Below are 21590 nucleotides of genomic sequence, written 5' to 3' on the forward strand. Positions count from 1 at the left end.
ATGCATTTCTGCCGTCTACAGCCATAAATCCTGTTTCGATAGAGTGCCCACCGTCGAGGCAGGCGATCGGCATGAACCCCTCGCCCGGGCCTTGCGAACACGCCCGCCGTCCTGGTCGGCGCGAGCGACAGGGAAAGGATGAAAACCATGTCTACAGACAACAAGCCGTTGATCGCGGTAACAGGTGCAACGAGCAAACAGGGGCGCAGCGTCGTTACGACACTTCTTGAAAGCCAGCGCTTCCGCGTCCGTGCTTTCACGCGCAGAAAGGAGTCGCCGGAAGCCTTGCGTCTCGAGACACTCGGCGCCGAGATCGTCACGATCCCGCTCGAACTTGGCCGCCAGAACGACCTCGTTGCTGCCTTCAAGGGCGCGGATGGCGCGTTTCTGATGACGCCGCCGATCGCCCCGCCGGAGACAATCGAGGCGCCTCTCGGGCGGCAATTGGCGGATGCAGCCGTCGAGGCCGGCGTTCAGCACATTGTTTTCAGCACGCTCGAGAATGTCGACAAGATCACCGGCGGGACGAAATATGCGCCGCACTTCACCGACAAGGCGCGGGTTGCAGATCACATTCGCGGCCTGCCGGTCTCGCATTCCTTCATCATGCTGGCATTCTTCTACACCAACCTTCTCGAATATTATGCGCCGCGCATGGAAGGCGACACCCTGCTCCTGCCGATTTATCTTCCTGAAGATTTCGCCGCACCTTTCGTCGATCCGCTGACGGCGACCGGACCTGTCGTCCTCGAGATCTTCTCAAACCCCGAGCGCTATAACGGCAAAACACTGCCGGTCGTCGGCGATATCATTTCGCCGCGGCAGATGGTCGAAACCTTTCAACGCGTGACCGGCATCAAGGCCGTGTATCGCAATGCTTTCACCAGGGACGGGCTGCTCGCCTATTTTCCGGAGTTTGCCGCCAACGAATTTTTCGTTCGAGAGCTTCTCGGAATGGTCGAATATGCTGTCGAGTACGGTTATTTCGGCAAGGAGCACGATCTCGAATGGAGCCGTCGCCTGGCGCCGGAGACGCTCAACTGGGAGCAATTTCTGCGGACGTCGGGCTGGCGCGGCGACAAGCGGTCTTTCGGAGGCTGAAGCTCGTCTCGCACAAAACTACGATGGCCGGATTCCCGGCAGTTTGGCGATCTCGGCGGCAAGAAAGTCGACGAGCAGGCGAACGCGGGCAATGGCTGCACGCTCCGGCACGATCAGCAAGCTCACCGGAACCGGCGACGGCCGATAGTCCCCGAGCACCACCTCGAGCCGGCCATCGTCCAGCAGATCGTGAACCAGCCAGAGATGGGTCGGGCCGATGCCGCGTCCGGCGGCAAGGGCTTCGCGCGCCGCAAGTCCGTGGTCGACGCGCAGCCGGCCGCTGACCGGAACGACCAGGCTGGTGCCATCGGAAGCGGAAAGAAGGAGTTGATTGCTGCCTGCCACATTGGACATCACGATGGTTTCGTAGCGTGACAGATCGGCCGGACGCTCCGGCCGTCCACGGGCGGACAGATAGGCCGGAGCGCTGACCAGCAGCCGCTGGCTCTTTCCGACCGCATGCAGTTTCATTGAGCTGTCGGCGAGCGGTCCAAGGCGCAGCGCCACGTCGACGCCCTCGCGCACCAGGTCGATACGCTCGTCCGTGAGATTGAGGTCGACGCGGATATCGGGATGCCGGTCCTGGAAGTCGAAGATCATGCGCGTGACATGCATGACGCCGAGCGCTGCCGTACAGGAAAGGCGCACCGCGCCAGCCGGCGCCTGACGTGCAGCTCTGGCTTCTTCTGCAGCCTGTTCGACCAGGCGCAATATCTGAAGGCAGTTGGTATAATAGCGACTGCCTTCTTCCGTCAGGGTGACGCGACGCGTGGTGCGGCTGAGGAGGGCCACGCCGACGGCCTCCTCAAGCTCGTTGAGGTGCCGCGTCACGGTCGATTGGCCGATGCCCAGCTCCTTTGCGACCATCGACAGGTTGCCGCGCTCGGCGACGCGGACAAAGGTGCGCATCCTGTCGAAACCCAGTCCGCCCTTATCCATTTTTCAGCACAGCCATCGTTATTTCGTCCGTCGACGGAATAATCCCGACCGTGCCTGGCAGCAAGGCTCGGCGCCATATCCGTTGTCACGGTGTCGCAACAATTACCGTGTCGAACCGCGTGCAATGATCGAAAAACCGCAGTCGACCCGGTCTTCATCAGGCGGTTCGTCGCGGATGGCGCGCAGCAGCATGTCGGCGACGCGGTAGCCGATGTCCTGACGCGGGATATACACCGTCGTCAGCGACGGCTCGACGAAGGCGGAGAATTCCAGATCATTGAAACCGCAGATGCCGAGCTCCTCCGGGACGCGGATGCCGCGCGCCTTGCATTCGATGAGGACGCCGAGCGCCAGTTCGTCGCTCTGGGCGAAGACCGCATCGACATCGGGCACGCGCTCGAGCAGGCGGGCAAACAGCTCCCTGCCGAGGCCGGTGCGGCTTGGCGCATCGCCGCCGATAATGAGATCGGGATCGAAGCGCGCGGCTTGCCGCATCACCGCCTCATAGCCTTCGATCCGCCGGCGCGAGCGGACATCGGCGCCGCGGCCGAAGAAGGCGATCCTGCTATAGCCTCTCGACAACAGGAAGCGGGTGGGTTCGGCCCCTGCCGTATAATGATCGAGCCCGACGACCAGCTTCTGCGGCTCCTGGCTGAGATCGGTGACATGGGCGATGGGACAGGCAGCTTTGTCGATCAGCGGCAGAAGATCGCGGTAGGATTCGGCGCCGGCAATGATGACGCCGGCCGGCTTCTGCGTCAGGAATGATTTCAGCAGGCCGGCCTCGCCCTCGGCATGGTGCAGCGTGTTGGAATATTGCACGGTGAGATCGGTGTCGCGGAAACGATCCTCAATACCGACCATCAGGTCGGTAAAGCCGTATTGGTGCAGGGCCGGCGTGATGACGGCGACGATGCCGTTGTGGCGGCCGGCCAGCGCCCGGGCGGCAAGATTGGGAATATAGCCCATCTCCTCGACCGCACGCAGGATCTCCTCGCGCAGATCCTCGGAGACGATTTCGGGATTGCGCAGCGCGCGAGAAATGGTGATCGGGCTGACGCCCACCTTCTTGGCCACATCGCTCAGCTTCACAGGCGCGTCGCGCCTGGGCTTCCTCCCCCACTCCGCCGACTTGCTCATCGTCCCCCGTCTGCCATCACGGGACTCGACCACCGCCGATTCTCCCTCATTACTTTCTGAAGAAGAAATAATTTAGAGTCTACTAACATCTGATCGTCGCGACATGTTCCGGCAGGCTCAGCATCATTTGCCGGCGAATTACGGGCGCCGAATCGGCGGCCATAAGACCACTATCCATGACGCCGGACGGAAGCGGCCGGCCTATGCCGCTGGCCGCAGCCCTCTCGAAAAGCAGGGTTAAACCCAAGAGAAACCTTACAAATCGGCAATACAAACATGATCGATATTTAATTTGTAAATCGGTCCGGCGGGATCATATGAATCGGCAAGCGCGAATTCTTCCATTCGCCAGGCCGCCGCCCCCGACGACTGCGCGTGTCCCCGAGAATTGGCGCCATCCGCCATTCGACGCCAGGTCCCATGACATGGAACCACGACGCCATCAAAAGCCAATCTTCTTCCAAGGGGCGACCGCCCAAGGGATTATCGCCATGTCACACATCCTCCTCAAACACCGCACCGCAGCGCTTGTCGGAGCCGCCATCATCGCCGGCGCGGCCTGCCTGCCCTTTGCGACCAACAGCTCCACCGCGCTGGCTGCCCCCTCCGATACCGGCGGCATCCTTGCCGCAAGCGGCTCGTTCGCCGCGATCGTCGATGCCGACAAGCCGGCCGTCGTCACCATCACCACGACGGTCAAAGCGACCGACGTCAGCGCCGGCCAGCAGGACTCGCCGATGGATGAGCAGTTCCGCCAGTTCTTCGAGGATCAGGGCATTCCGCTGCCGCGCCAGGCGCCGCAGCAAAAACCCTCGCAGCATGCGATGGCGCTCGGCTCCGGCTTCATCATCAGCCCCGACGGCGTCATCGTCACCAACAATCATGTCATCGACAATGCGCTCGACATCAAGGTGACGCTCGACGACGGCACCGAACTGCCGGCCAAGCTGATCGGCACCGACCCGAAATCCGATGTCGCCGTCCTGAAGATCGCCGCCGGCAAGCCGCTGCAGACCATCGCCTGGGGCGATTCCGACCGGCTGAAGCTCGGCGACCAGATCCTGGCGATCGGCAATCCCTTCGGCATCGGCACGACGGTGACGGCGGGCATCGTCTCGGCGCGCGGCCGCGACCTGCATAGCGGGCCCTATGACGATTTCATCCAGATCGATGCGCCGATCAACCACGGCAATTCGGGCGGCCCGCTGGTCGACCGCGAAGGCAAGGTGGTCGGCATCAACACCGCCATCTATTCGCCGAACGGCGGCAGCGTCGGCGTCGGCTTCGCCATTCCCTCCGATGAGGCGAAGGAGATCGTCGCCAAGCTCGAGAAGAACGGCTCGATCGACCACGGCTATCTCGGCGTGCAGATCCAGCCGGTTACCAAGGACGTCGCCGATGCCGTCGGTCTCGACAAAACAGGCGGGGCGCTGGTGGCCGCCGTCTCCGCCGATACCCCGGCCGCAGCGGCCGGCCTGAAACCCGGCGATATCGTCACCTCGGTCGGCGGCGAGGCCGTCAAGACGCCGAAAGACCTGTCGCGGCTCGTCGCCGATCTTTCGCCGGGCACGCGGGAATCGCTTGGCCTCTGGCGCGACGGCAAGACGATCGAGCTCAACGTCACCGTCGGCGCCAATGCCGGCGGCCAGAAACAGGCCGCGGCCGAAAACCCGGATAGGCAGGGCCAGGCCTCCGGCGAGCCGAGCCTCGGCATCAGCCTTGCCGATCTGACGCCGGATGTGCGCCAGCAGCTCGACCTGCCGCGCTCCGTCAGCGGCGCCGTGGTCGCCAGCGTCAAGCCGGATAAGTCGGCGGCGGCCGCCGGCATCCAGTCGGGCGACGTCATCGTCTCGGTCAACGACCGGCCGGTGCACAATGCCCGCGACGTCAAGGCCGCGATCGCCGAAGCCGGCAAGGCCGGCCGCAAATCGGTGCTGCTGCTCATCGAACGCGATGGTCAAAAGACCTTTGTCGCCGTGCCCTTTGCCGCAGCCTGAGGCGGCCGCGCGTTGCGACATCCGAAACGGAGATCGGAAGCCCGTGCAAGCGGGCTTTCCTTGTCTCTGTCCGGCCCCGGCACAAGGCTGCCCGTCTCCGAGCGATGGCCGCCGTTGCTATGGTAAATTCGGAGATTTTGCGCGAAAATCCGGCCGGGCCGCCCATTTTCCGTGCCGGAAAGCGACAAGGAAACAAAGGGTTGCGTCATTAGCGGACAGGCACGCGAATGGACGGCAAGCAGCCGCCTGGCGAATTAACCCTACCGGCTTACCTTAATATCAGCATCAGCTTGAAAGCGTGCCGCCCTGTGCCATCGTATTTTCACGATTGCTAAATGTCCGGAACTGCTTACCGGACCCCTAGCCCGCCTTTCCCGGGAGAGCCCGCCTTTCCCAGGAGAGACCGGCTTCATACAGAAGGGCGTAACATATCAAACGGAGGGTATGCCATGAGCAATGTCGTGGAATTTCGTGCCGAATGCCCGCATGTCGAAACGCTGTCCGACTGCCGCGAGGCGCTTGAACCGCATGTGATGAAGATCGTCGCCGAGGCCGCCGCCTGGGGCTTTGCGCCGGCGGAAGCGGCCATGGTGGTCGCCGATATTGCCGATGATTACATTCTGATGCTGTCGCGCGAGTTGCGCTCTTAAAGGGGCGGCGTTGGGGGAAATATCAGTGGGCCGCGCAGCGCCTGCAGGGGTAGCAGGGGTACACAGGAGACGAAAACCTGCCACGCGGCCCTGCAATCGAAACACCGGTTCGTTCCGGAAGTTCCCGGCCGAGATACTTAAATGGCGGAGTATTTCCTAACTTATTTCTCGCTTCGGAAATATTCCGTTACCCATAGTCGCGCAGCCCGAGTATAATTTGGCCACGCAATTTGTCGCTGCCGGGGTTTCCTTCCGTCCTGGGAAGTACAGACAGCACGTTACCGCCATTTCGGCTGACGCGGCGGCGCATTGGCCTGGATCTCGTGCAATGGCGCGTGTGACCCAAGCAGCTTCTTCAGCTTCTTCTCCTCCGCCGGTCCAATGCCAAATTTGCGGCAATGCTCCGCAACGTCATGCTCCCGCGGACCAGGAATGCGAACTTGGCGATTGTTCATGCTCTTCATGTCTATTTCCTCCTGAAGAGGATAACAAACAGGCGGCAGTTTGGTTCGTTAGCAAATGCTAAAATTTCGAAATATGTTGGTTGAGCTTCGGCTGCAGCAATATATCACATCGGATGCGTGGAGCTTTGCTGCGTTTACTTGCGAATGTCCCGTCACCTGCTGGATTGCGAGCACCGGGATTGATGATCTTGCTCAACTGATCTTCAACCAATGCCTGAGCGCCGCAACGGCGCCGTCGCTGGCATAGGCGACAATCCCGCCGGTCGTCAGGCCGGCAAAGGCGATCAGCCCTGAAATGCCGTAGCCGATCAATTTCATCCGTTTCCACTCCTCGAGCGCCGGGCCGACCGTCTCCTGGTTCTTCTCGACGGTTTCCTTGAGCGTCCCGATCTCGGCGCGAATCTGCGCATCGGCGCCGCCGCTGATCGCCACCCTCGTGTCGAGATGGGCGATCTGCCTTGCCTGCTCGTCGAGGCGCTTGTGGATCACAGCCCTGGAATCATGGGCGTTGGCTTTTTCGTCGCCCATCTCCTGGCGCAGCAGCGCCATATTTTCCTCGATGCCAGTCAGCCGGCCCTCCACGCGCCCGAGCGCGCGCAGGATATCGTCGTTCGATGTCATATCGGCACCCTGTTACGAATTGAATTTCAGCTTTTCGGATTGCGCAATGCCGGCGGCGATGCGGTCGACCATAACCGGGTACGGGTGCACGCCGTCAGACGTCACGCTCGGCCGCACGACGGACCCGACCGGCAGCACCGCAGCACGTACCGGCGATATCGTCAGGACATTGCCGGCGATACTTGCGATTGTCGTGGTCGAAATCCGCGCCATGCCATCGGGTCCGGCATAGGTGTTGATCTCCTGCTCGGGGCGAAAGACGCTCGCATCCGCGACCTCGATCGTCGAATAGGTTGCAACACCGTCTGTCCCTGCCTGCGTGGTGACGGTCGTGCTGGCAAGCTCCAACATGCCCGGCCAGGCGCCGCCCTTCACACCGGACGCCCACGCAGAATAGGTGTCGATCGCAGCGTCGCAGCATGCGGACGTCCGCGCCACCATGATATCGTCATGCAGACGCCATTTGCCCGATGCATCGGTTCCGTCAGCCGGCCAGGTGTTGTTTGCCGAATAGCTCTGGAAAGATGCCTGCAGATACAGGTTGCTCGTCGTGATCGAGCCTGTTGCCGGCGAAGTTGCCGATCCCGCGAAGCTATATGTGAAGGTCGTCGAGCCTGTGACTGTGATGACGACATTTCCGTTGTACTCGGTTTGCGTCGCGCCCGCGATCGTCACCGTCTGACCCGACACCAGACCGTTAGTGCCGGAAGAAATCGTCGCAGTGACCACCGTTCCGACAGAGGTCAAGGTGACGGTGCGCGTCGTCACGGTGCGGCCGATCGGCGGGAACGCCACAATGTTGATGCCGGCATATTCCGTCCGGAGGCGCCCGACCAGGGCCCTGTAATTCGTATTGAACCAGGTGCTGTAGGATGTCGAGGTATCGTTCTGCCCCATCTGGTTGGCGATGACGGTGAAGGGCAGCTTGTTGCCGTTGAACGCCTTGATCTCGCGGATGACATCCCTTCGCCGCGTTGCGATGGATGACCCGGATCCGGTATATTCGCGCACCGATCCGGCGCCGGGCATGCCGATCAGGCAATGCGGAATGCGTCCGGCGCCGCCGTCCTTGTCGAGCCAGCGGCGCAACCAGCCGAGATTGCCGCGGCTGTCGGCGGCGGAAGAATATTCCTGGCGCGCCTCGCCGATGCTGTCGACGAAACCGAGGGCGACCGGCCTTCCGTCCCAGTCGCCCTTGGCGACCATGAAATCGGCCCCCCAATATTGCGGCTGCGCCTGCTGGCCATAGCTCACATCGAGGGCGGCGGTGCTGTCGGCGAGCGGCGTATCCTTGAAGGCCAGCAGCGTGGCGAGATCGCCGGCACCCCAGACACGTTCGCCGCGATGTTTCTGGATGCGGTAGACCGGCCAGATCTTGTCGCCGACGGCGGTGTGATAAAACAGCCAGATTTCGATGTCGCTTTCCGGCGCGACATCGGGAATGGTCAGCTCGTCCGTCCAGGCGCCGTTCGTCTGGTCGGCGACCGTCACCGTGTTCGAGCCGCCGAAGCTGCATTGGTAGAAGTGCCGGCAACGCGGATGAACATGGCATCGGCGATAACCGAATTGCCGGGCGCGCCGATCGTGCCGGTGACGACGGTTTCCTGCGGCGAGTTTCCGCCCTCCGTCGAAGCGAAGCCGGAAAGGTGAAAGCGGAAGGTTCGCGTCTTATAGGACGGCGTGCAAACGACGATCTTGGTGCAGACATAATTTGTGCCGGCGGCGGCGGTGACGATGCCGCCCGACGGCATGCGGTTGCGGGTGGCAAAGAACATGTAGCGGTCGGGATCTCCCGCATTGCCGCCCGTCCCGCTCAGCAGCGGATTGGCAAGGGCAAGCGAAATGGCGTTCATCATCATCGGCGTGTTCCATATCGGCTGGTGAGTTCGTCGTAGAATTCGACTGTGCACCCCTGGCGGGCATTGGCGCGGTCGAGCGCCAGGCGCTCACGGGCGAGGATTGCAATCAGCGGCTCGCCGTCGAGGACAGGCGCATGCGCTTCCTGCCTTCTCAAATCGTCGGGCAGCGGCGGCAGCACGAGGCCGGCCGTCGCCCTCCCCTTGGCAGCCGCCGCCTGGTTCAGCCGCTCAGTGGCGGAGCAGCCACTGACGATCAGCAGCAGTGACAGCACAAGCGCGGTTCTTTTGCGAAAGCTCGAGTTCATAGGATCGGATCTCGTTTTCCAATGTGTCCCTGGCGGTCTTCTCTGCGGCCTTGGCCGCCTGCAGCCGCTTGCGATGCTCTTCGCCGGCGCGGGCCGCCGCATCACGCTGGCGCTCCATTTCGTCGGCCCTCGCTTCGGCGGCAGCCTTCTCGGCCAGCACGACATAACCGGCGCGCGCCTGGCGCTCTGCGGAGGGAAAGCCGATCGCAACGGCATAGAGGTGATAGAGAAACAGCCCGGCGGCGATGCCGGCGCCCATCTTCAGCGTATCGAGGAGGCCGAACATCAGGCGCCCTCCAGGCAGAAGGCGCGTTCCTTCTGCCGGCGGCGCGTCAGGCCAGGAAAGGTGATGCCGGCCGCGCGGTTCCACTTCAACAGCGCCTCGCAGCCCTCGGCCGTCCTGCCCTGATTGATCAGCCGGACCGCGCTCGAACCGCAGGTCGCCTTGACGCCGACATTGTAGGCAAACGAGGTCAGCGCCACGAAACGCGCATCCGGCAGCGGCACGCGCACACAGCTTTCGATGCCGCGCGCATAGGTCTGAAGCTCCAGCGCCAGCAGCGCCTTGCACTGCTCCACCGTTCTGCGATCCCCGGGCTTCACCCCATTGGTGCTGCCATAACAGATCGTCCAGGGCTGCCCCCGGTCGCCGGATCCGGATAGGCATTCTGCCGCAGCCCTTCGAAGCTGCCGACGAGCGCCACGGCCATGGCAGCCGCAGCGCTACCCTTCTGAAGGCGGTTTGCCATTCAGTTCTCCTGAGATTTGCTGTTGAAAGACGATGCGCGCGACAATCGCCGCCGCGGTGAGCAGGCCGGTCATGATCGACATGCCGAACTGGATGTAGACGTTGCGAGGTATCCAGGTGCCGGCGACGAAATTGATGACCGGCTCGAGGATGATGAAGATGAGCGCCAACGCCATCAGACGGACGCTCCAGGCGCGCCGCAGCACCGCGCGCCAGTTGTGGACGAGCATGGGGTGGGCTCCGGGTTGTGTGAGCATATGAAAAAGCACCCGCCTTCTGGGTGGAGACGAGTGCGAGTCGAGATTTCAACGATGTGGGTTAATGCCCCCCAACGTTAAAGGACACTAGAACGCGTGTATTGAACGCGGAATCGGCTTGAGGATTCCGTTGCCTCTGTTGGTGATTTTGTTGGAGGTAATATGACCCCGCTTTTTATGATCTTCACCGGCTGCGGGACTCGGCTGAGAGTACCTTGTTCTTTGACCTGTCTCTCCCACCATTCTTTAGTATCTGGGTCGATTGCCTTTCGCTCTCGGAGGCGGTAGGGACGACCAATCACCAATTATGCCGAGGTTGAGGTTTCGCTGTGAAAAACGCGTTTATATGGTTGCTAATGGCAATTGAAATGTCCCTCACGCAGCCACTGCGAGCCAAAGCCTCCGCGCGAGAAGAGAAATACCGACTCCAGGGCCCTACAGTGGCGGACCGGAATTAATCTAACAGCGTCGGTATTGATGGCTAATGTCTAGAGAAGATTGTAGAGAGTAAATGCAAACGCTTGAACAACAGAAGGCGACAGTATTGCAGCTCCGGGAAGAAATTGAGCAGGCGCGCGATGTCGAGGCGCTGAAGCCAATTTTAAACCGAATCTTAGACATCGTCGCCAGCAGCCTGGATGAAGATTTGGGCGGGTGGGTCCGTGATCAGGCGACAACTACAGAGTGACAGTTTCGCCCGTCGTCACGTTTACGACCGGAAGGCCATTCAACAAATTTTTAGCCTCGTTGTATGTTTTAAAGGCGAGGCTGCCGTCCCGGTTGCGAACCTCTCGCATGCGACATGGCCATTCGTGGCGTCGGGTCAGTTTATTATGCAGCTTTCCGGAGTAAATGCTGTCGATAAAGAAGGCGTTGGTACCGGCCCGATTGGTGCCGATAAATTCGTAACCCCTCTCTTCAAGAAGGTGCCGGAATGCAGTCAAAGATGCGCCCCAATACATCCCGGAGTAGTGCTTGCTCAATCTGACAAAGGACTGATCGTAAGGTACACTTACCGGCGCATCTCCAAAGATATGGTTGTATTCCACGACAACAATTGCGGCCCTCTCGCGAATTTTCTCAAGCACCCAGTAATCGACGCCATCGATGTCGACGCTGAGTAACCCTAGTCCCCCGACAAACCCTGCCGACGAGATCAACTCAGCGATATTGTCGCGGTTGATAAATGCCGCCCGGGTTTGCAGATCATATTTGTAGGCGATGTCATCAGATCGAATGGAGGAGATGTTGTCTTCGGAGCCGTCGATAATCAAGCCTGACCAGTAGCGCGAAGTTAGCAAATACCGCGTGTTGCTCTCGCGATAATCCTCTACGCCGAATTCAACGAAGTTTGTGACGGGTGGTTGGATCGTATCCACTAGCCAAGAGATAATCCCGTCCTCTCCCCATTGGGAAAATACCGAAAACTCGGCCTCAGCCAGAGTGTCCAAGGCGTCTCTCTGGGCTATCTGATGCCCGCGGGTCTCACCCTGCAGAACAAGTAGTTTTTCCAAGCCAATGAGCCGTCGTGCCTGAAAGGCAAAGTCACGAAATTTGCGACGAAGGCGGGTCTTCATGGATTTGGCTCGCTTGTAGGGGATGGCACAAAACCATCCGTAGGAACGTCTGTCTTCACAACTGATCGGGCTCCAATAATCGCACGATCACCAATTGTCACGCCTTTCAGAATGATTGCACCCATGCCAATCCACACATCATTTCCGATACGTACCGGCGTCGTCTTTACCCCGGGATTATCGCGCGGATGCCCACTGGTTAGAATTTGCTTTGTCTGCGCGAAGCGCATCTGCGGATCGGTCGGGTGGCTGTCGCTGTCATGAATTGCGACCGAATGCGATACGAGAACCCTATCGCCGATGATGACTTCACTCGCTGACCAGATTGTTGACATCGGGCCGAGGTAAAACCATTCACCGATCTCGATCCTCCCTCCGAAACCGAAGGTTAAAAGTTCGCCGCGGATCGTTCCGTTGGCGCCCACTTGGATCGCCGATCGGTCATTGCGGATGTTGAAGACTCTGCCTTCGGAACTCAACTTGGTGGACATGCCAAGGACTGCGTCCCTCCTAGCGGCAGAAGTGACAAGGCTTGCTAAAAGCTTTTCGCGAGCAGTTAATATCAGACTTGAAAACACTTTGCCGCCCTTACCGTCTCAACTGGAAAGATCATTATCGCCAACGACTGGTTTTAATGGTAGGCGGGTTCAACTGCGAGCCACCACATCGGTTAAGTAATGCGCGTCTTTCAGAATTTTGGCCTATACCCTGCATATATGCACCGACTCAATAAGCTTGCAGCATCAGCGAATGCTTTTTCCGAAAGACGGCAGATTTTTCTCTCGGATTCGTTCGGCGCGTGCCACCTGCTTAAGACAGTGGTCGACGGAAGTAGTGATGCATTCTTCACAACCGGTGACGATCCCATTACGCAGCGATTTTGGGCCCAGGAGCATGGCCTTCCAGCCTCCACGGCGTTGGAGCAAATACTGCTTAGCCAAATCGAGGATCACCGCACTGAGATTTTCTACAATCTTGATCCTATTCGATACGGCAATGAGTTCGTCAGAAAGTTGCCGGGAACGGTAAAAAGGTCGATAGCTTGGCGAGCGGCGCCTTCAGGAAACGTCGATCTGGGTGCTTATGATCTTCTTGTCTGCAATTTTCCAACGATCATAGAGAGCTACAGAGGCCGCGGATGGCGGGCAGAGTACATGGCGCCATCCCATGACCTCGCAATGGACAGCTATGCGTCGAACAGCAGCCGCCCGATCGATATTTTATTTGTCGGAGGATATAGCCGCCATCATAGCAGGCGCGCGGAAATTCTTGAGGCGGTCTCCGAGCTTCGCAAGGATTTTCGGGTTGTCTACCACTTGGACCGATCTCGCCTTACGCGACTTGCTGAAAGCCCTCTGGGATGGCTCTTGCCCCTCAATGATCACCGGCGTCCTAAGGGCATTCGCGCGGTTTCCCGTCCGCCTGTTTTCGGGCGCGACCTGTATCGCGGAATCTCGCAAGCAAAAATCGTCTTGAACGGAGCTGTCGACATGGCCGGTTCCGATCGAGGCAACATGCGCTGCTGGGAAGCGTTAGGCTGCGGTGCTCTGATGATCTCCGACGCGGGCAACTACCCCAATGGAATGATCGACGGTACCACCATAGTGACCTACGGCAATGCGCAGTCGGCAGTGGCATCAATTCGCACCGCACTCTCCGACCAAACCAGACTGAGAGAAATCGCGGCAGCTGGCAACATGATGATCAAGAGCCGATACAGCAAAGAGGCTCAATGGGAGAGTTTTACGCAACTCTGCCGGTAAACGGCGGATCTTTTTGATGGCTTACCTATTCTCTAGCGCTTTGATTTTGACTGGATTTTCATGCCCGCCGGACCTACCATGTTATCATCAGCTGCTGTTCTCGATGACCTTTGACTTTGATGCTCCCCTCGTACACCATCGTCATGATCAAGCTCCATTCAGGCGCGGTACGGTATTGTCGTTAAAGCCGGTTGATCGCAATGTATACGATACGCTACCGACCGACGTGATGGCATAAAAGTTTACAATCCCCGTTGATCGCGATCGGTTGCGAGCAGATACGCGGCCCGCTTGTGCCGTGTTGCCCGCGTTGACATTGAAGACTGCAACGGGAGATGTGACAACATCAGCCCCCACGCCAAGCTCGCCGGCTGAATTTGCCGCAGAATTAACCGCAAGCACCCAATAAATTTCGGTAGCAATCCCGGCTGGAGCGCCAACTGGCTGCATGTCGTTGGCGGGCGCCGAGCGTTGCCGCTGCGGTCAGGGTGAGCGTGGCGGCCGCGGTGAAGCGGTGGACAGCGTTGTCGTCGGACGCAAGCGCGGTGTAATCGCCCGACTTCGCCGCATAGACCGAGGCTTTATTGAAGACGGCGTCGACGCCGTTCTGGGTGAAACCCAGCAGACCGCTGCCCTTGAGATAGATCCCGGTCTGCGGGTTCGAGGCGAAGCCGACGCCTGGCGCCGAAACCGTGCCGCTTGCGGCCTTGAGCGGCGCGGCCATCGGCGCCGAGCCGTCGCGCGGCAGCGAGTTGGTGATTTCGTTGCCGAGATCGGTCGTCAGCGCGTTCCATGGCGCCGGGTCGATGACCTGGCCGACGGATGGTGTCGTGCCGGCGGGTTTCGAATAGACGCCGGTTGATGGATTTCTGGGCATTCATTGTCTCCAAAGTGAAAAGGCCCGGCGATGCGGGACAATTGGCTGAGAATCAAAAGGGAACGGGTCACCGGCTAAGGTCGAGCGCGGTTTCGACAGCAACTCCTGTGAAAGCGAGAGTTCAAGGGTTGCTCCTGATTGTTGTAGTATGTTAGGGGCAGCGATCCGAGCAGAGCGAAGACCTTGCGGTCCAACGGCGCCGCCGCTTCGAAAGAGAACTTCAGCAAACGTGTTACGCGGCCTCTTTAATCATAAACGCCTGCAGATGCTTATAGCCTCGGCAATAAGTCTTCTCTTCCTGATATTCCTGCTAAAGGCAGTGGATTGGCAGGAAGCTGTCCGCATTTTTCGTAGCGGAATATCCGTAACATCGCTCCTGTGGTTTATGCTTGTCACCTTCGGCATTGCTGTGGGTTATGCGGTGCGATGGCGACTGCTGCTGGACGGCAGGATCGGTTACGGAACGTCCCTCATGGCCTCCCTGCTCGGCCTGGGCACCAACATGTTCCTTCCCGCGAGAGGCGGAGACCTCTTACGTGTGCATTACAGCCGTGTAGTCGCGACTGTGCCCTACGCCGACGCTCTTGGTAAGCTCCTGATCGAAAAAATGGTCGACCTGGTGACGATCATTTCTGTCGGTATATTTTCGTTGGTCTTGCTGAGCCACACGCTGAATTCTGAATACCGAAATGTTCTTCTGGTCATCATGTTTGGTGCAATAGCTGGGATATTTCTCTCGGCAGTTCTCGTAAGGTATTTCAGCGATCGGCTTGTCCCGATATTGCGACCCGTCTTCGGTCTCGTGCGACTGCAGGATTTCTTTGACCGTCACATTATCTATTTCATCCGAAATTCCGCACGAAGCCTATCTCTTTCGGTGACCATCGTTCCTGCCGTTCTGACCCTGGTTCTGTGGCTTTCGGCATATGCGCTTGCGTATATCTGCGTCGGCCGTTTTGTCGGCGTCGCTCTGAGTTACCAAGAGTCGTTGTTCGTGTTGTTCGCCGGCGGCTTGGGCCTGATGATCCCAGCTGCGCCATCCGGCGTCGGTACCTTCCACGCATCCGTCGTTTCGGCATTCGTACTACTGGGGCGTTCACCCTCGGAGGGGTTGCTCCTGGCAACGGCCGTTCATTTTCTCTTTTTCGTGGTCTACGTCGTGCCAGCAGCCCTCATTCTGGGACATTGGCGATTGAACCGCTTAGCCCTGAGGTAGCTCTGTGAAGGATTATTTCTATTCTCTTTTGAGAAAGTACATTGGACTGTTTGTCTTAAGCCAGAATTCTGTGGTCGAGATCGATCCGACGACGCCGCTTCTGGTCGGTAAATTTCCTCAGGGCAAGGTCGCATTTCGCTCGAGTGCGCAACCGGCGGAATCTGTGAATGAATTTGACGAGCATAAGGTCGTTAAAATCGAAAACGTCGCTGACAACAAACCTGATTACCTGATCATCAGCGGCCTCATCCACTACGAACGAGACATACAGAGCATGTTGGCTCAGGCACGTGCATTGTGCTCGCAAGAGACACGGCTTGTGCTTACCTATTACAGCAGCATGTGGCGGCCGCTTGCGACTCTGGCATCCAAGCTCGGTCTGCGCCGGCGGGTTCCTGAATCGAATTGGCTTGCTCATGAAGACGTCCAGAATCTTCTGACGCTTGAAGACTTCGAGTTGATACGACTGGACCAGAAGGTCCTAATCCCGGTTTACATCCCGCTTATCAGTGGCTTTGTTAACCGTTGCCTTGCTCCTCTTCCGCTTCTTCGAACGCTCTGCCTTCTCAACATCGCGATTGCGAGGCCGATCAGCTATGGCGCGTCGAAGGCCGAGCCGTCGGTGTCAATTGTCGTTCCGGCGAGAAACGAAGCAGGAAATATCGAGGATATCGTCAAGCGACTGCCGGTTATGGGGCCGGATGATGAACTCATTTTTATCGAAGGCAATTCAACCGACGCGACCTGGAAGGCGATCCAGGAGGTGCAGCAGCGTTATGGCGGCGAACGCACCATCCTGATTGACCAGCAGGATGGCAAGGGAAAAGGCGACGCCGTCAGGAAAGGTTTTTCGCTGGCTACAAAGGACGTCTTGATGATTCTTGACGCGGACATGACGGTCCCGCCCGAGGATTTGCCCAAATTCTACAATGCCATCAAGGACGGGAAAGGCGAGTTCATCAACGGCACTCGCCTGGTCTATCCCATGGAAAAGGAGGCGATGCGTTTCTTCAACCTCCTGGGCAACAAGTTTTTCGCATTGGCTTTCTCCTTCGTTCTTGGCCAGAGATACAAAGACACCCTATGCGGAACCAAGGTGATCAGCCGCTCCAATTATCTGAAGCTTCAGGCAAACAGATCCTACTTCGGTGATTTCGATCCCTTTGGTGATTTCGACCTGATCTTCGGTGCCGCGCGGATGGGACTTAAGATCGTCGAGGTTCCGATCAGCTATCGTGAAAGGCTCTACGGCGAAACGAACATCTCGCGCTGGCGCCACGGTGCCATCCTGTTGGCCATGCTGGTTTTTGCGGCAAGACGAATAAAGTTTCTCTGACGATGGAATCCGAAAGCACTCTCTATGACGCCGATCTTGCTCAGACGCTGGCAAATCGCGAGCGGCTGAGCGCGAATCCGAACCTGATGCACTGGTATGGTGAGCTCTACCAGGAGATGTTTCGACAGGAACCGGATATTGCCACGAATACCGTTCTGGAAATCGGAAGCGGAACGTCGCCTCTCAAGCGCTTCCTGCCGAATGTCATCACCTCCGATGTGCTGAAGTTGGACTATCTGGACTTTGTCTTCGATTGCCACGAGATCGCGAGGTTGCCTGACATTGCAGACCACAGCGTCGATGTGATTACTATGACCAATGTTCTGCATCACCTGAAGGATCCCCTCGCCTTCCTCCGCGGGGCGACGCGCAAGCTCGCAAAAGGCGGCAGGGTGTACGTGACGGAACCCTATTTGTCTTGGCTATCCTACCCGATGTATAAACTTCTCCATCATGAGCCGGTGGATTTCAGTATCCGCCGCCCGGTGCTGGACACCGTTCAGGGTCCTCTTTCGACCTCAAATCAAGCTATGCCGCATATGATCTTCTTCCAGCGGCCGGACTGGCTCGCTGAGCTTGCAGATTGCTATAGCCTCGAGAAGACGAGGGTCAGCTATTTCACCTCGCTCTCCTATATGGTGACAGGCGGGATATCGAGGAAGTTTCCCGTGCCTGGCTGGGCTTATAAGCCTTACTTCAAGCTCGACAGAGCAATAGGCACCGCGCTGCCCAAGGTGTTCGCCTCATTCTTCACGGCCCGCCTCACGTCAAAGGAAGAGGTGTAGGGATGGTTTTGCTACGTCTGGCCGATTGGCTCTATCGACATTGTTATCCCCTTTATTACCCTCTCTATTCCGTATGGAAGGCAGTTTCAGAACGGCGGGAGCGCGCACTGATGCGCGAGATGATTTCGCCGGGCATGATTGTCACAGATATCGGTGCAAATATCGGAATATACACCCGCATGTTCTCCGCTCTGACGGGAGCGACCGGCCATGTGCATGCCTTCGAGCCGGCGCCGGCGAACTTCGAAAAGCTTGAAGCGACGGTAAGCGGCTTGTCGAATGTATCGCTGCAGCACGCCGCGGTCGGAGCGGCCAGCGGCACCACAAGGCTGTATGTTTCGTCCGAGCTGAATGTCGATCACCGAACATTTGATAGTGGCGACGGCCGAGTGAGCATCGACGTCCCATTGGTGAAGCTGGATGATTACTTTTCGCCGGGGCAGCGGGTCGATTTTATCAAAATCGATGTTCAGGGATACGAGTTGAGCGTTCTGCAGGGTGCCGAGCGGGTGCTGCGGGAGAATCACGACATTCGGGTATTCATGGAGTTCTGGCCTTACGGCTTGTCGAAAGCCTCGGTGAACCCGTCCGAGCTCACCAGATTTCTGACGATGCTGAATTTCGAGTTCCACAACATAGCGGATCCACCTGGCACTGCTTTCAATCACGAGAGCCTTGATCCAAATAACGCGGCCCAATATTGCAATCTGATCGTTGCAAGAAGAGCGCCCGCCAATCACAAAACCATTTAGAGGCGACCTGAGGACAATGTTATCCACCAGCAACAAAATCCTGATTGCTCGCACTCTATCCAAAGCTGTCTTGTTCGTCCGGGGTTGCGTTGGCCTACCCGCCACCGCGATCGCGAAACGCCGGGGAGTAAATTGGTCGCTGGACCTCAGAGACGGTGTCGATTTCGCGATCTACCTCTTGGGCGGATTCGAGGTCAGAACGCTCGACAGGTATAAAGAGCTGATCAAGGATGGAGACATCGTCCTCGACATCGGCGCCAATGTGGGTTCTCATACATTGCCCCTGGCGCAATTGGTGGGCGGAGCCGGCAGGGTAATCTCCTTCGAGCCGACCGCTCATGCATTTGCGAAACAGAAAGCCAATATTTCGCTCAACCCGACGCTCGCCCAGCGAATCGACGCTCACCAGATGATGCTTATGGCAAGTGCGGCCGAAGCGATGCCCGAAGCGGTCTATTCAAGCTGGCCGCTGGAAGTTGCTGAAGATTTGCATAGCGAACACCACGGCCGCCTCATGTCGACACAGGGCGCGCGGCTCGGCACCCTGGACGAAACACTGCGGGATCTTGGGGTCGGCAAGGTCGATTTCATCAAACTTGACGTCGACGGAAATGAGCTTGCGGTTCTACGTGGGGCGACGGCGACTCTTAAAAAGTTCCAGCCGCGCATAATGCTTGAATTGGCTCCCTATGTTTATGCTGACAACCCCGGAGACTTCGACAGATTGTTGGAGCTACTCTGGGAGGGCGGCTACGAGATCGGTGAAATGGCATCCGGCAGGAAGCTGCCCGAAGACACCGACAAAGTACGCGCGATGATACCGGAAGGTGGCGGCATGAATGTGCTGGTTAGGAGCAAGAGCTCAAAGGAAGGTAGATAACTTCTTCGCGGGCTATCGGACGGATAGGATAGGTCACTGCATGGATGCGCAGTTCAATGAATGCATGAAGGTAGCGAGAAGGCTTGTCGACTCGAGCTTCCTTGAATCGTTGAAACAGCCTCAACCGCGCGCAATTATCGTGGCGACCACGATGATCTGGATTCAGATTGTGACCTCTTGGGCGATCGCGCTCCTCGGCCCTTGGTGGCTCCTGTGGCTGCCGTTCCTGATTAACTCCGCAGCAACGCAGGGCATGTTGCTTTGGGTTCACGAGGCGTCGCATTTCCATCTCTTCTCCAGCCGCCGTAAGAACGATATCTGGTGCGATATGTTCTTTGCCGCGCCGGTCGGGATGTCGGTCGGCGCCTATCGACTACGCCACATGAGCCACCATGCACATCTCGGTACAGAGAAGGATGCGGATGGTTACCCCTACCGCGAGCCGATTAAGGGCTTCCGGGCGCTCGCGTGGGTCATGATAAAGGCGCTGAGCGGTGGTATGGGTGTGTGGCTGGCGGCTGACAAATATGGTGGTCTGGCTCGAAAGAAAGCATCGGGGAACTCGCTGTCGCCTTCCTGGCTGGCACCGATGGTGACCATCATCTTCAACGGCTTGCTGGTTGCACTCTGCATTGCCGCAGGCCGCTGGTATCTTTACATTTTTTTATGGGGCTATCCCATTGCTGCCGTGGCAATCGCCCTGAATATCGTGCGCACCATTGCCGAGCATCAGCCCGAGGACTATCCGCTTTACCAGGACGGACGGGAGCGGGCCATGATGCCGCTGGCCCGGACGACAGTCCCCAATTGGTTTGAGAAATGGCTGATGTACCAGGCGAATTTCAACTATCACATCGAACACCATCTTTTTCCCGCCGTTCCGCAGCACAATCTCGCAAAACTTCATAGGCACCTGCTCGACGGCGGATTCTACGAGCATTTTCCGGGGTGCCTGCAGCGCAGCGGTTTTGCAAAATTCATCCGACTCTCGAGAAATCGCAGGAACGACGATTTCTCGGATTCGGTGCAAGATGCGTTGGCTCTCTAGGTATCGAACGCGACAATATGAACTCTCAAGTGACAACTCATATAAGATCGACCCCCACAACGTGCGGCTGTTGCGGCAGCGACAGCTCCACCGTTGCCGCTACTGGCCGCGACTACATCTATCACGGCAGTGAAGACACCTTCAGCTACGTCCGATGCGATGGATGCGGTCATTTCTATCTCAATCCGAGACCCGACATCACCGAGCTGTCTTTGATGTACCCGGCCAATTACGGCACCTTCTCCAACAGATTTCAGGGCCGGGCAAACCTTCTTGGTCGAATAAAGACAATCGTCAATCGAAAGCGCCTGAAGAGCGTTGTCGCGCATCTCCCTCTGCGGGCAAGGGTGCTCGATGTGGGATGCGGCAATGGCGAACTTTTGATTGCACTTCGCCAGGCACGTCCCGATCTCGAACTTTTCGGTCTGGATTGGCATTTCCCGGTTGAAACGCGTGCCGCTCTGGAAAGCCAGAACATAGGTGTGATCGAGGCGCCGCTTGAAGCGGCGGAATTGCCGGCGCAGCCCTTCGATCTCATCGTCATGCTCCAGCTCATAGAGCACCTTTGGGAACCGGAAGAGAGCTTGCGGCGTCTCGTCCGCGCCTTGGCGAAAGATGGCCGGTTATTGATCGAAACTCCCAACACCGACGGCTGGGACAGGCGGCTCTTCGCGGGCGGTGCGTGGGGGGGATATTATTTCCCGCGGCATTTGAACCTTTACAATTTTGAGCGTCTTGCCGAACTCCTGAACAGAGTGGGATTGGCTGTCGAATCCCAACGCAGTCTTCCAGCGCCGTTGATCTGGGTTTACTCCCTTCAGGGGGCTGCGCAGGCCCGCTTCGGCTGGAAAACTTCCTTAACGAAGCTTTTCGCTGTGAAGAATATACCTTTGATTGCGGCCTTTGCTTTTCTTGATGCCGCCGCTATCGCGATGAAGGTGAGGACGTCAAACCAACAGGCAGTATCGAGGAAGGTATAGCCGGCCATATCTGGCCTCGTTTTGCATGGAGGCAAATCCGGCTCGTCGTTGATTTCGTTACCGAGATCGGTCGTCAGCGTGTTCCATGGCCGGATCGATGACCTGGCCGGCGGAAGGGGTCGTTCCGGGGACTGACGAGAGATGAAGGCTTGTCGATGGTCCAATCGCCGTAAGCCTCCGGTGAAGGCCGCAGGTCAGGCCGCTTGAGCGTTGACGGTCGGCGGCGTCCAATTCCACGGAAGCAACTGCTCCAGCCTGGTAATCGACGTATCAGCGATGCGGGCAAGAACGTCGG

Annotated in this window: 20 protein-coding genes and 4 pseudogenes; 12 read left to right on the plus strand and 12 right to left on the minus strand. The window is 58.3% G+C overall.

Annotated elements, in window-relative coordinates; all coding sequences use genetic code 11:
- Positions 1–147 precede the first annotated feature (147 nt).
- Entirely contained in the window at positions 148–1101 is a 954-nt protein-coding gene (locus tag EFD56_RS27665) for an NmrA/HSCARG family protein (protein ID WP_126906809.1), read from the plus strand.
- 18 nt (positions 1102–1119) lie between these two features.
- Here the strand turns inward: EFD56_RS27665 and EFD56_RS27670 are convergent, their stop codons facing one another.
- Together EFD56_RS27670 and EFD56_RS27675 are read right to left on the minus strand one after the other, a co-directional pair.
- Positions 1120–2040, minus strand: a complete 921-nt coding sequence (locus EFD56_RS27670) for a LysR family transcriptional regulator (RefSeq protein WP_126906810.1) — start codon at positions 2038–2040, stop codon at positions 1120–1122.
- Between the two features lie 102 nt (positions 2041–2142).
- Positions 2143–3180, minus strand: a complete 1038-nt coding sequence (locus EFD56_RS27675; protein ID WP_126906826.1) for a LacI family DNA-binding transcriptional regulator — start codon at positions 3178–3180, stop codon at positions 2143–2145.
- A gap of 491 nt (positions 3181–3671) precedes the next feature.
- On the opposite strand from EFD56_RS27675, the gene EFD56_RS27680 reads away from it, so the two are divergent.
- Positions 3672–5177 carry a DegQ family serine endoprotease gene (locus EFD56_RS27680; RefSeq protein WP_126906811.1) on the plus strand — a complete coding sequence of 502 codons (1506 nt, stop codon included), beginning with the start codon at positions 3672–3674 and terminating at the stop codon, positions 5175–5177.
- Between the two features lie 449 nt (positions 5178–5626).
- On the plus strand, positions 5627–5827 hold the full coding sequence (locus tag EFD56_RS27685) for a hypothetical protein (RefSeq protein WP_010009857.1): 201 nt from the start codon (positions 5627–5629) through the stop codon (positions 5825–5827).
- A gap of 278 nt (positions 5828–6105) precedes the next feature.
- On the opposite strand, the gene EFD56_RS27690 is transcribed toward EFD56_RS27685, so the two are convergent.
- The 7 genes and pseudogenes from EFD56_RS27690 to EFD56_RS27720 all read right to left on the minus strand — a co-directional run bounded on the left by EFD56_RS27690 (position 6106) and on the right by EFD56_RS27720 (position 10054).
- A complete protein-coding gene (locus EFD56_RS27690) occupies positions 6106–6291 on the minus strand; it encodes a hypothetical protein (RefSeq protein ID WP_004669502.1) in 186 nt (61 codons plus the stop codon).
- A 192-nt stretch (positions 6292–6483) separates the two neighbouring features.
- On the minus strand, positions 6484–6912 hold the full coding sequence (locus tag EFD56_RS27695) for a DUF1515 domain-containing protein (RefSeq protein WP_126906812.1): 429 nt from the start codon (positions 6910–6912) through the stop codon (positions 6484–6486).
- A 12-nt stretch (positions 6913–6924) separates the two neighbouring features.
- Positions 6925–8768: pseudogene (locus EFD56_RS27700) on the minus strand (hypothetical protein).
- A complete protein-coding gene (locus tag EFD56_RS27705; protein WP_126906827.1) occupies positions 8768–8995 on the minus strand; it encodes a hypothetical protein in 228 nt (75 codons plus the stop codon). Before EFD56_RS27705 ends, EFD56_RS27700 begins: the two are co-directional and overlap by 1 nt.
- Positions 8996–8999: 4 nt before the next feature.
- On the minus strand, positions 9000–9362 hold the full coding sequence (locus tag EFD56_RS27710) for a hypothetical protein (protein ID WP_126906813.1): 363 nt from the start codon (positions 9360–9362) through the stop codon (positions 9000–9002).
- Positions 9362–9825, minus strand: a pseudogene (locus tag EFD56_RS27715) (lysozyme). The gene EFD56_RS27710 and the pseudogene EFD56_RS27715 overlap by 1 nt, the downstream one beginning before the upstream one ends.
- Positions 9800–10054, minus strand: a complete 255-nt coding sequence (locus tag EFD56_RS27720) for a DUF7940 domain-containing protein (protein WP_126906814.1) — start codon at positions 10052–10054, stop codon at positions 9800–9802. Before EFD56_RS27720 ends, EFD56_RS27715 begins: the two are co-directional and overlap by 26 nt.
- A gap of 538 nt (positions 10055–10592) precedes the next feature.
- Between EFD56_RS27720 and EFD56_RS32800 the strand changes: the two genes are divergently transcribed.
- Positions 10593–10769, plus strand: coding sequence for a hypothetical protein (locus EFD56_RS32800; RefSeq protein WP_164736868.1), 177 nt, complete (start codon positions 10593–10595; stop codon positions 10767–10769).
- Here the strand turns inward: EFD56_RS32800 and EFD56_RS27725 are convergent.
- Positions 10759–11658, minus strand: a complete 900-nt coding sequence (locus tag EFD56_RS27725) for a hypothetical protein (protein WP_126906815.1) — start codon at positions 11656–11658, stop codon at positions 10759–10761. The genes EFD56_RS32800 and EFD56_RS27725 overlap by 11 nt on opposite strands.
- 44 nt (positions 11659–11702) lie before the next feature.
- A pseudogene (locus EFD56_RS33745) lies at positions 11703–11807 on the minus strand (DapH/DapD/GlmU-related protein); the annotation flags it as partial.
- 528 nt (positions 11808–12335) lie between these two features.
- On the opposite strand from EFD56_RS33745, the gene EFD56_RS27735 reads away from it, so the two are divergent.
- Positions 12336–13421, plus strand: coding sequence for a glycosyltransferase family protein (locus tag EFD56_RS27735; protein ID WP_126906817.1), 1086 nt, complete (start codon positions 12336–12338; stop codon positions 13419–13421).
- Positions 13422–13881: 460 nt separating this feature from the next.
- On the opposite strand, the pseudogene EFD56_RS33285 reads toward EFD56_RS27735, so the two are convergent.
- Positions 13882–14298: pseudogene (locus tag EFD56_RS33285) on the minus strand (hypothetical protein); the annotation flags it as partial.
- 229 nt (positions 14299–14527) lie between these two features.
- On the opposite strand from EFD56_RS33285, the gene EFD56_RS27745 reads away from it, so the two are divergent.
- From EFD56_RS27745 to EFD56_RS27775, 7 genes are all read left to right on the plus strand, one after another.
- Positions 14528–15514 (plus strand): lysylphosphatidylglycerol synthase transmembrane domain-containing protein, encoded by a 987-nt coding sequence (locus EFD56_RS27745; protein WP_245440645.1) that lies wholly within the window; start codon positions 14528–14530, stop codon positions 15512–15514.
- A 4-nt stretch (positions 15515–15518) separates the two neighbouring features.
- Positions 15519–16850, plus strand: coding sequence for a glycosyltransferase family 2 protein (locus EFD56_RS27750; protein WP_126906818.1), 1332 nt, complete (start codon positions 15519–15521; stop codon positions 16848–16850).
- 2 nt (positions 16851–16852) lie between these two features.
- Positions 16853–17635, plus strand: coding sequence for a class I SAM-dependent methyltransferase (locus EFD56_RS27755; protein ID WP_126906819.1), 783 nt, complete (start codon positions 16853–16855; stop codon positions 17633–17635).
- Between the two features lie 110 nt (positions 17636–17745).
- Positions 17746–18387, plus strand: coding sequence for an FkbM family methyltransferase (locus EFD56_RS27760; RefSeq protein WP_225881641.1), 642 nt, complete (start codon positions 17746–17748; stop codon positions 18385–18387).
- Positions 18388–18403: 16 nt separating this feature from the next.
- On the plus strand, positions 18404–19267 hold the full coding sequence (locus EFD56_RS27765; protein WP_126906821.1) for an FkbM family methyltransferase: 864 nt from the start codon (positions 18404–18406) through the stop codon (positions 19265–19267).
- A 40-nt stretch (positions 19268–19307) separates the two neighbouring features.
- Positions 19308–20315: a fatty acid desaturase family protein gene (locus EFD56_RS27770; RefSeq protein WP_126906822.1), complete on the plus strand. Its 1008-nt coding sequence runs from the start codon at positions 19308–19310 to the stop codon at positions 20313–20315.
- 29 nt (positions 20316–20344) lie between these two features.
- On the plus strand, positions 20345–21295 hold the full coding sequence (locus EFD56_RS27775) for a class I SAM-dependent methyltransferase (protein ID WP_245440646.1): 951 nt from the start codon (positions 20345–20347) through the stop codon (positions 21293–21295).
- The last annotated feature ends 295 nt before the right edge of the window (positions 21296–21590 follow it).

Origin of the sequence: Rhizobium phaseoli, from assembly GCF_003985125.1 — a bacterium.
Lineage (GTDB): Bacteria > Pseudomonadota > Alphaproteobacteria > Rhizobiales > Rhizobiaceae > Rhizobium > Rhizobium phaseoli.

Coding starts and splice junctions, on each gene's coding strand:
- EFD56_RS27735 (WP_126906817.1), top strand. CDS start 12,336: ATGCGCGTCTTTCAGAATTTTGGCCTATACCCTGCATATATGCACCGA.
- EFD56_RS27685 (WP_010009857.1), top strand. CDS start 5,627: ATGAGCAATGTCGTGGAATTTCGTGCCGAATGCCCGCATGTCGAAACG.
- EFD56_RS27690 (WP_004669502.1), bottom strand. CDS start 6,291: ATGAAGAGCATGAACAATCGCCAAGTTCGCATTCCTGGTCCGCGGGAG.
- EFD56_RS27725 (WP_126906815.1), bottom strand. CDS start 11,658: ATGAAGACCCGCCTTCGTCGCAAATTTCGTGACTTTGCCTTTCAGGCA.
- EFD56_RS27695 (WP_126906812.1), bottom strand. CDS start 6,912: ATGACATCGAACGACGATATCCTGCGCGCGCTCGGGCGCGTGGAGGGC.
- EFD56_RS27765 (WP_126906821.1), top strand. CDS start 18,404: ATGTTATCCACCAGCAACAAAATCCTGATTGCTCGCACTCTATCCAAA.
- EFD56_RS27675 (WP_126906826.1), bottom strand. CDS start 3,180: ATGAGCAAGTCGGCGGAGTGGGGGAGGAAGCCCAGGCGCGACGCGCCT.
- EFD56_RS27720 (WP_126906814.1), bottom strand. CDS start 10,054: ATGCTCGTCCACAACTGGCGCGCGGTGCTGCGGCGCGCCTGGAGCGTC.
- EFD56_RS27755 (WP_126906819.1), top strand. CDS start 16,853: ATGGAATCCGAAAGCACTCTCTATGACGCCGATCTTGCTCAGACGCTG.
- EFD56_RS27680 (WP_126906811.1), top strand. CDS start 3,672: ATGTCACACATCCTCCTCAAACACCGCACCGCAGCGCTTGTCGGAGCC.
- EFD56_RS27770 (WP_126906822.1), top strand. CDS start 19,308: ATGGATGCGCAGTTCAATGAATGCATGAAGGTAGCGAGAAGGCTTGTC.
- EFD56_RS32800 (WP_164736868.1), top strand. CDS start 10,593: ATGCAAACGCTTGAACAACAGAAGGCGACAGTATTGCAGCTCCGGGAA.
- EFD56_RS27710 (WP_126906813.1), bottom strand. CDS start 9,362: ATGTTCGGCCTCCTCGATACGCTGAAGATGGGCGCCGGCATCGCCGCC.
- EFD56_RS27760 (WP_225881641.1), top strand. CDS start 17,746: ATGCGCGAGATGATTTCGCCGGGCATGATTGTCACAGATATCGGTGCA.
- EFD56_RS27670 (WP_126906810.1), bottom strand. CDS start 2,040: ATGGATAAGGGCGGACTGGGTTTCGACAGGATGCGCACCTTTGTCCGC.
- EFD56_RS27665 (WP_126906809.1), top strand. CDS start 148: ATGTCTACAGACAACAAGCCGTTGATCGCGGTAACAGGTGCAACGAGC.